8 protein-coding genes and 1 riboswitch are annotated in these 7,665 nt (G+C 29.6%); of the genes, 6 read left to right on the plus strand and 2 right to left on the minus strand.

The genetic code is table 11. The features are described from left to right. Positions 1 to 140: 140 nt before the first annotated feature. From LEQ07_RS20325 to LEQ07_RS19275, 4 genes are all read left to right on the plus strand, one after another. On the plus strand, positions 141 to 437 hold the full coding sequence (locus LEQ07_RS20325; protein ID WP_317852133.1) for a sodium:calcium antiporter: 297 nt from the start codon (positions 141 to 143) through the stop codon (positions 435 to 437). Positions 438 to 457: 20 nt separating this feature from the next. Next, the gene (locus tag LEQ07_RS19265) at positions 458 to 1,093 is read left to right on the plus strand and encodes a sodium:calcium antiporter (RefSeq protein WP_317852134.1); all 636 of its coding nucleotides are present in this window, start codon (positions 458 to 460) and stop codon (positions 1,091 to 1,093) included. A gap of 119 nt (positions 1,094 to 1,212) precedes the next feature. Next, positions 1,213 to 2,367 (plus strand): double-cubane-cluster-containing anaerobic reductase, encoded by a 1,155-nt coding sequence (locus LEQ07_RS19270; RefSeq protein WP_046823842.1) that lies wholly within the window; start codon positions 1,213 to 1,215, stop codon positions 2,365 to 2,367. 13 nt (positions 2,368 to 2,380) lie between these two features. Beyond that, positions 2,381 to 3,139 carry an acyl-CoA dehydratase activase gene (locus LEQ07_RS19275; protein WP_046823843.1) on the plus strand — a complete coding sequence of 253 codons (759 nt, stop codon included), beginning with the start codon at positions 2,381 to 2,383 and terminating at the stop codon, positions 3,137 to 3,139. A gap of 26 nt (positions 3,140 to 3,165) precedes the next feature. Here LEQ07_RS19275 and nhaC read toward each other — a convergent pair whose 3' ends face one another. Beyond that, positions 3,166 to 4,590 (minus strand): Na+/H+ antiporter NhaC, encoded by a 1,425-nt coding sequence (nhaC, locus tag LEQ07_RS19280; protein ID WP_046823844.1) that lies wholly within the window; start codon positions 4,588 to 4,590, stop codon positions 3,166 to 3,168. Positions 4,591 to 4,716: 126 nt separating this feature from the next. Then, a riboswitch (Lysine riboswitch) is annotated at positions 4,717 to 4,888 on the minus strand. 128 nt (positions 4,889 to 5,016) lie between these two features. After that, a complete protein-coding gene (locus LEQ07_RS19285; protein WP_152650828.1) occupies positions 5,017 to 6,789 on the minus strand; it encodes a peroxiredoxin in 1,773 nt (590 codons plus the stop codon). A gap of 143 nt (positions 6,790 to 6,932) precedes the next feature. Between LEQ07_RS19285 and LEQ07_RS19290 the strand changes: the two genes are divergently transcribed. Both LEQ07_RS19290 and LEQ07_RS19295 read left to right on the plus strand, forming a co-directional pair. Next, positions 6,933 to 7,259 carry a hypothetical protein gene (locus LEQ07_RS19290; protein WP_046823846.1) on the plus strand — a complete coding sequence of 109 codons (327 nt, stop codon included), beginning with the start codon at positions 6,933 to 6,935 and terminating at the stop codon, positions 7,257 to 7,259. Between the two features lie 72 nt (positions 7,260 to 7,331). Further along, positions 7,332 to 7,665 (plus strand): protein phosphatase 2C domain-containing protein (locus LEQ07_RS19295; protein ID WP_263331881.1); only part of this gene is annotated, 334 nt, incomplete at its 3' end.

Genomic DNA, 7,665 nt, shown 5'->3' on the forward strand with positions numbered 1-7,665 from the left:
TACTATTAAGTAATTAATTTATATAGATATATAAATAATTAATTATGATTAATACAATTAATTATCTAATAATTGCTAAATGTAATAATATTAGCAGATATGGTTAATATAAATCTAAAAGAAAAAAGGAGTACAATTTTATGAAGTATGTAATACTTTTGATTGGATTTATATTACTTATAAAATCTGCTGATTTCTTTGTTGTTGGAGCATCATCAATTGCAAAGGCATTAAATATACCCACTATAATAATAGGATTAACTATAGTCGCCTTTGGAACAAGCGCTCCAGAAGCAGCAGTAAGTATTTCTGCAGCTATGAAAGGTCAAAATGATATAGCTATAGCAAATGTAGTAGGATCCAATATATTCAATATACTATGTGTGTTAGGTATATCAGCTATTATAGCTCCTGTAAAGGTTCAAAAACAACTATAATAAAAGAATTTCCATTTGCATTGTTAGCGTCATTAGTTTTACTTATACTATCACATGATATAAAATTCCAAGGATACAATGAAAATGCACTTACAAGATCTGATGGTCTTATGTTGTTTGCATTGTTTTCTATATTTATGTATTATTTATTGGAAATGGCATTATCTTCAAAGGAGGAAATGGATGTTGATCAAGGCAGCTCTAGAGACCCTATAGCAAAAAGTATACTGTTAAGCATAGGTGGTATTATAGGAATTATAATAGGTGGGAATTTAGTTGTAGATAGTGCTACAAATATAGCTATAGATTTAGGGATGAGTGAAAACTTAGTTGGACTTACTATAGTTTCTATAGGGACATCATTACCTGAACTTGTAACTAGTGTTGTAGCTGCAAGAAAAGGTGAAAGCGATATTGCCATTGGCAATATAATAGGATCAAATATATTTAATATACTGTTTGTCTTAGGATCATCATCAATAATACATACTATACATGTACAACCTATCGTATTTGTAGATATGATTATTATGTTAATTGTTACTGCGATTACTTATATATTTGCAATAAGTAAAAAACAAGTCAATAGATTTGAGGGTATAATTTTGACTGGAACATATATAGCATATATGGTATTTATAATTATAAGACAATAATTGTTATAGTAAAAAACTATATTTCATATGAAAAGTATAGTTTTTTACTATTTTACATAAAAATACTAAATATGATAAAATTTGATATAAATCATTAAAATTGTTGGGGGAGAAATGATATGATATCGTTACCAGAAAAGTTTGAAGAGTTTAGCGAAGCTAGAAGAAATGGATTTATAAAAGCTAAAGAGTTAAAAGAGAGCGGGAAAAAATTAGTTGGGGTATTTTGTGCATTTACTCCAGTTGAGATACCAATGGCTGCAAAGGCTGTAACAGTTGGAGTTTGTGGGGTAAGTGAAGAACCTATAGCAGAAGCTGAAAAAATATTGCCAAGAAATCTTTGTCCACTTATAAAATCAAGTTTTGGACATGCAATAACAGATACTTGTCCTTATTTTTATTTTTCAGACTTATTAATAGCAGAGACTACATGTGATGGTAAAAAGAAAATGTATGAAGAACTAGCAAAAACAAAAGACTTACATTTAATGCAATTACCAAATAGCAAGCTTGGAAAGCATTCCTTTGACCTTTGGAAAAATGAGATAGTAGTTTTAAAGGAAGAAATAGAAAATAAATTTGAAGTTAAAATAACTGATGATGATATAAGAGATGCTATAAAAGATAAAAATGAAGAGAGAAGATTATTAAAAGAGTTTTATGAACTAGGCAAATTAGTACCACCACCAATGAATGGATTTGATATGCACCAAGTTTTATATAACTCAGGATTTAAATTTGATAGAGATGAATTAAAACAAAGTATAAGAGATTTAACTGCATCTATAAAAGAAAAGTATGAAAAAGGTGAAAGACCTGTAAGTGAAGATAAACCAAGAATACTTATAACAGGATGTCCTATAGGTGGAGTTAGTGAGAAAATAGTTAAAACTATAGAAGAAAGCGGTGCGGTAGTTGTTGCATATGAGCTTTGTGGAGGAATTAGATCTAATGACGAGTTAGTTGATGAAAGTAATCCAGATCCAATAGATGCAATTGCTAAAAAATACATAAATATAGCTTGTTCATGTATGGTAAATAATGATGCAAGAATAGAGTTAATAGATAGACTTATGGATGAATATAAGATAGATGGAGTTATAGATGTAGTTCTTCAGGCATGTCATACATTCAATGTAGAAAGTTATAGAATTAAACAATTTGTAAACAACGTTAAAAATAAGCCTTATATGGCTATAGAAACAGATTATTCTAAATCTGATACAGAACAATTAAGAACTAGATTTGAAGCTTTTATAGAAATGATAGACTAAGTAGGTGGATTTTATGTACAGTATAGGTATAGACTCTGGGTCTGTAGCAACAAAAGGTGTATTATTTGATGGAGAAAAAATATTAAATAAAATTGTTATACCAACAGGATGGAGTCCTAAGAATGCATCATTAGAAGTTTATGAAAAACTTGCTAATGATATAGACAAAGATAAAATAAAGAAAGTTATAGGAACAGGATACGGAAGAGTTAGTATGGACTTTGTGGACAAAAAAGTTACAGAGATAACGTGTCATGCAAAAGGAATACATTTTTTAAATAACAATATAAGAACAATACTAGATATCGGTGGACAAGATAGTAAAGTTATAAACTTAGATAATGATGGAAATGTATCTAATTTCATAATGAATGATAAATGTGCAGCAGGTACAGGACGCTTTTTACAAGTTACATCTAACTTATTAGGAAGTGATGTAGAAAGTATTGATAAGTTAGCTAAAGATGCAATACCACAAGATATATCAAGTATGTGTACTGTTTTTGCTGAATCAGAAATTATTAGTTTATTAGCAAAGAATATATCTAAAGAATCAATAGCATCGGGAATATTACAATCTATAGCAAATAGATCAAAATCTATGTTATCTAGAATTGACATATTAGATGATATTGCATTTACTGGAGGGGTTGCTAAAAGTAATGTTTTAGTAAATATGTTAGAAGAAAATTTAGAAAAGAAAATATTTATAGCTAATGATACTCAAATAATAGGTGCACTAGGAGCTGCAATTATTGGATATAAAAAATAAAAGGATGGCTGATAGCCATCCTTTTATTATGCTATAGAACTTTCAAGTTCATCTGAATTTTCATCTGATAATTTTGTAATTCCAAATCCTGTAGCAGCTAACGTCAATGACATTAGGGGACATAGAAGATTAAAAAATGCAAATGGTAAAAATACAAATGATCCAACTCCAAGGGTAGCACTCATATATGCTCCACATGTATTCCAAGGAATAAGAGGAGATGTTATAGTTGCACTGTCTTCTAGAGAACGAGAAAGATTTTCAGGGCAAAGACCTTGCTTTTTAAATGCTTCTCTGTACATACTTCCAGGCATTACTATGGCTAAATATTGATCAGCAACTGCTAAATTAGTTCCTATACATGTAAAAATAGTTGCAGCTACTAAACCAAAAGTTCCTTTAGCAAATTTTAATATAGCAGAAGCTAAAGCTTCCAACATTCCAGTTTTTTCAAGTATTCCACCTGTAGTTAACGCACATAACATAAGAGATACTGTACCTAACATACTATTAAGCCCACCTCGAGTTAATAGTTCGTCTACAAAGGCCATTCCACTATTTGATGTATATCCGATTTGAGCAACTTCTAAAACATCTTTAATTGAAGCTCCTTGGAAAAATATAGCTACAAAACCTCCAAGTAATGTACCTATAATAAGACCTGGAATAGCAGGTACTTTAAATATAACCATAACTATAACCATTAAAGGTATTAATAGTAATAACGGAGATAATGTATTGTAATTTGAAGCCAAAGCTTGTTGTATTTGTAAGATTTGGCTATTATCTATAACTTGGCCTGCGTACTTAAATCCAATTACAGCATATATTATAAGAGCAATAACATATGCTGGTACAGTTGAATAAAGCATATGTTTTATATGTGTAAATAAATTAGTTCCAGCCATCGCAGGAGCTAAGTTTGTTGTATCTGAAAGTGGGGACATTTTATCACCAAAGTAAGCTCCTGAGATAATAGCACCAGCTATTATTTCTTTAGGAATTCCTAAAGCACTCCCTATACCTAAAAGAGCTATACCGATAGTACCAGCTGTAGTCCAAGAAGAACCTGTAGATATAGAAACTATTGAACATATAATAGTTGTAGCAACTAAAAATATTCCTGGAGAAAGTATATTCAATCCCCAATATATCATACTTGGAACAACTCCTGAAATTATCCATGTACCAATTAACATACCAACTATTAATAAAATTATAATAGCTTGCATAGTAGAATTTATAGTTGATAATATACCTTCTTCAAGTTCTTTCCATGTAAATCCTAATTTAAATATTGCAACAAATCCACAGAAAACTCCACCTAAAACTAAGGGAATATGAGCTGAAAGTCCTAGTTTAGTTAAAGATATAGATAGTGTAAATATCAAAAAACCTAAACATAGAAGTGAATCGCCAAGCGATGCCTGCCTTTTTTCTCTTTTTAACATAATGTAACCTCCAAATGGTGTATTGAGAATATAACGGGAATGGAGAATGATACTAAAAAAGGTCTAAGAATATTAAGAGATATTCCTAGACCTGAAATTATAATTTGAAAAATATAATAACTTTAATCTAAAGATAGCCCTCCACATAAAGTGACAGTGTTATATATCTTATACATAACCCCAACATATAAGCTTTAAGCTTAACTTATATATTTCGGCATCATTACCTTTCCTATTAAATCATAGGTGCTTTCCCTCAATAATAGTACTATTTAATAATGCAACCTCTACCATTAGTTATATTCTGTTTAAATTTATGTATTTAATTATAACATATTAAACAGAATTGTAAATATAAATTTAAATTTTATGAAAATAAAAAACAGTATATCTTAAATAAGATATACTGTTTTTTAAAATTAGTTTTTAAACTAAAAAGTTGGGACCATATGTTTCTTCTATTTCACGTCTTAATTCACTAGGGTTGTTAATTCCATCACTCATTGCTTTAGCTAGTATATTTGCTTTATCATAAGGAGCCATCCAAGAGAAAATACCCCCAAGACAATTATCTATTACATATTGCGTTTTTATATAAATAGATAGCATATCATCATAAGACATAGCAAACTCATCGTCTTTTATTAAGTATGAAGCTTGTGCTTCTTTATCAAATTTGTATATATATCCATTTTTATTTATAAAATCTTTTCTAAGTTGATCAAAAGATTTAGTTACTGTAGCTCCTAGTCGACCATAGAAAGGAACTCCAAGTAATATTTTTTCTGATGGCATTCCAGCTTCGATTAAATTATTAACCATAATATCTACACTATACCCTGGTATAGAAAGAGGAGATTCATATAAGTTTGCTTGATGTTTTTGTCCTTTTTGACCTGTTTCACCAGCGGTAAAATCGTAGCTCATTAAGTTGAAATAGTCAATTAAAGGTGCTATTTTATTTATTTCTGCACTTTTAGTTATATATTCTCTTGATCCAGTACCTGCAACACTTAACCATTTATTAAAGCCTATTACATCTCTAATAGCTGTTAATAAAAGTGTAAAGTTTTCTCTATCTTCAGGTCTAGATTTAATACCTGCACCACTAGTTCCAGGATATTCCCAATCTATATCAATACCATCTAATTCATATTGTTTTATAAGAGAGTTTACTTGTCTAGCAAAATTATATCTAGAAACTGGATTAGATGCAGCATCTGAAAATCCATCTTGACCCCATCCACCAATGGCTGCAATCACTTGAAGATCTGGATTATCTTTTCTAAGTGCAAGTAGTTGACGTAAATAGCGAGGCGTTGGGACAAATAAAGTACCATCAGGTTTTATTTCTACAAATGCATATATTACAAAATCAAGTAAAAATGCATCTGCATTAGTAGGATCCCCTAAAACGTATGTTCCTACTAATCTGTTTATTCCAGGACAATCTGGATTAATTGGAATAGCACTAGATGGAGCATTTATTTGAGGTCTACATTTATTTTTAGACTTTGAATTATTATAATCTAATTTTTTCTTATTAGGATCTTTATCATCTATAAAGCATAGATACCAATCCATACAGCTCTTGTTTTTATCGCAACTCTTAATTCTTTCTTTTAATTCTTCATAAGTTTGAGGAGGTGGTAAAATTACTGGCATTCCAGGAAGCCAGTCAGCAGGTGTTAAAACATTTTGTTCATCTGATGTTTGAAGAGCATCTATTATTCTAACTATCTCAGGAATATTTCTTCCTGTAGTTAAAGGATAATATAGTATTGTTCTTAAAATTTGATTTGGATCAATGATAAAAACTGATCTTACAGTAGATGTATCGCTCATTTGTTCTGAAATCATTCCATATAATCTAGATATTTCCATTTTTCTATCATCGATTACAGGAAATGGAATTTCAACGCCTGTATGCAAAAATATATTGTATAACCAAGCTAAATGAGAGCTGTTACTATCAACACTAAGACCTATAAGCTCAGTATTTCTTTTTTTAAAGTTACAATAATATTTTGCAAAACACAAAAATTCTGTTGTACATACTGGTGTAAAATCACCGGGATGAGAAAATAATACAACCCATTTACCTTTATAATCAGACAGCTTTATAGGTCCTTGAGTTGTATTTGCACTAAAATTAGGTGCTTTAGTACCTAAGTTAGGAAGACATGGCAAATAAATCACTCCTTTGTAAAGTTATTCTTAATATTTAATTTATTAATTATGACCGGTTAATGTTACTAATAAGAATTGCTATTTTAATACAAATTTGTTATATTTATTATATTAGAACTATGTATTATTTGTTGTAATTAGGGGGCATAAACATGAAAAGTAGCCGAAAAAATAAAAAAGTGGCAAGAATTACTAGAACATTTTCAGACATTTCGAGAATTTTTGTATTATCATCTGTAATATCTGTAAGCATTATTAGTATTCTGATTTTGGTAAATGCTTTTAATGGGATATTCATAGGATTTAGATATTATATTATGTTAACTATGGCTATGGTTTTAACACTAACACCATGCTGGGTTTTATGCGATAGTAAAAGAATATTTGGAGCTAGAGTACAAAGACGAAAGCAAGTGGTTAAACCGGCTAAAAGATCTACTAGAAGTAGAGAAGCAATTAGAAAAAGAAAAATATCTTAAAAAAGTACAGGGTGCACTGTACTTTTTTTTATGTTCACTAATATAATAAATAGTAAGTTAAGGGGGGGTTGGATGAAATACGATATATTTTCAAGTAGTACGGTTGGGTATAAAAACAAAATGAAAAATAAAGGTTCGCAGGATTACTTAATTCACAAAAGACTTGAAAATGGAGTGATTTGCGCAATCGCTGATGGACATGGAATAAAAAGATGTAAATATAGTTATAAAGGTTCAGAATTTGCGTGTAATGCATGTGTTGATATATTAACGGAATTGTACAATTATATAAAAAATTTAGATGATGATGCTTTAGAAATATTAATTAAAGAATTAAAAAAGATAAAGAATAGAAAAATATTCAAAAAATGGAGAGATTATGTTATAAGTCACTACAAAACTAAAA

The organism is Paraclostridium sp. AKS73, from assembly GCF_025671395.1.
Lineage (GTDB): Bacteria > Bacillota > Clostridia > Peptostreptococcales > Peptostreptococcaceae > Paraclostridium > Paraclostridium benzoelyticum.